The organism is Streptomyces sp. NPDC002130 (assembly GCF_040296465.1).
In the GTDB taxonomy this organism is placed as follows: Bacteria; Actinomycetota; Actinomycetes; order Streptomycetales; family Streptomycetaceae; genus Streptomyces.
In genome coordinates, this window is record NZ_JBEOXI010000752.1 from 1 (window position 1) to 1562 (window position 1562).

At 62.4% G+C, this 1562-nt stretch carries 1 protein-coding gene; it reads left to right on the forward strand.

What is annotated here, in order from left to right; all coding sequences use genetic code 11:
* Positions 1-51: 51 nt before the first annotated feature.
* On the forward strand, positions 52-1562 hold a 1511-nt coding region (locus ABT116_RS45150), incomplete at its 3' end, for a prolyl oligopeptidase family serine peptidase (RefSeq protein ID WP_351646850.1).

The window sequence follows — 1562 nt, forward strand, 5'->3', positions numbered from 1 at the left end:
GAAGACGTGACCGGTGAGTCTGCACTCGATTGGGTCCGTCAGCACAATGCCGTGACCGAGGAGCAGCTCACCGACAACGAGCGCTTCGATCGACTGCAGAGCGACGTGCGCGAGATCCTCGATACCGACGCGCGAATCCCCTACGTCCGCCGTCGAGGTGAGTTCCTCTACAACTTCTGGCGCGACAGCACCCACGTTCGCGGATTGTGGCGACGCACGACGTTCGATCAGTACGTCACCGACGACCCGGAATGGGACGTCCTGGTCGACCTCGACGCCCTGGCCGAGGCCGAGGGCGAGAACTGGGTCTGGAAGGGCACGCAACTTCTACGGCCACACCGCAACCGTGCATTGATCAGCCTCTCCCGCGGCGGGGCAGACGCGGCGGTCGTTCGCGAGTTCGACATCGACAAGCGTGAGTTCCTCGCTCCCGAGGGCGAGAATCCCGGCTTCTACCTTCCCGAGGCCAAGACCGACATCGACTGGATCGACATCGATACCGTCTACGTCGGAACGGATATCGGACCAGGGTCGCTCACCGATTCCGGATATCCCCGTCTGGCCCAGCGGTGGAAGCGCGGCACTCCCCTCTCCAGCGCCGAGACCGTCTACGAGGGCCAGTCCACGGACGTGGCCATCTCGGCTTCGCACGATCCGACGCCCGGGTTCGAACGAGACTTCGTCACTCGCTCGGTCGATTTCTACAACTCTCAGCATTTCGAAGTTCGCCCCGACGGTGAACTGGTGCTCGTGGACGTCCCCGAGGACGCCGGGATCTCGATTCACCACGAGTGGTTGTTGATCCGCACCAAGTCCGTGTGGGCCGTCGAGGACACCGAATATCCGACCGGCGCACTGCTTGCCATCCGTTACGACGATTTCCTTGCCGGCTCACGAACACTGACATCGATCTTCGAACCCGACGCACATTCGTCGCTCGAGCATTACACCTGGACACGCGATCATCTGATTCTGGTGGTCCTGACCGACGTGCGCACGACGCTGCGCATCCTGACGCCGGGCGAAAACGGCTGGGAGGATCGACCTTTCGAAGGGCTTCCAGAACTGACCAGTATCGAAATTCTCGACACCGACCCTGATGTCAGCAACGAGTACTTCGTCAATTCGAGTGGATACACCTCCCCTGCAACTCTTTTGCACGGCGTGATCGGCGAAACCGAACCCACTGCCCTCAAGCAGGCTCCCTCGTTCTTCGACGCCGAGGGCATCACCACGGAGCAGTTCTTCGCCACCTCTGCCGACGGCACCCAGGTTCCGTACTTCGTGGTGCGCAGTCCGCGTAGCGAGCCCGGCCCCACCCTGCTCTACGGGTACGGCGGATTCGAGATCTCGCTGACACCGTCGTACAGCGGTTCCCTGGGCCGTGCCTGGCTGACGCAGGGCGGAACCTATGTGGTTGCGAACATTCGTGGTGGCGGCGAGTACGGACCCGGTTGGCACACACAGGTTCTCAAGGCCGGGCGCCACAAGGTGCACGAAGACTTCGCTGCCGTCGCGAGAGACCTCGTCGATCGCGGAATCACGACCCCGGATCTTCTGGC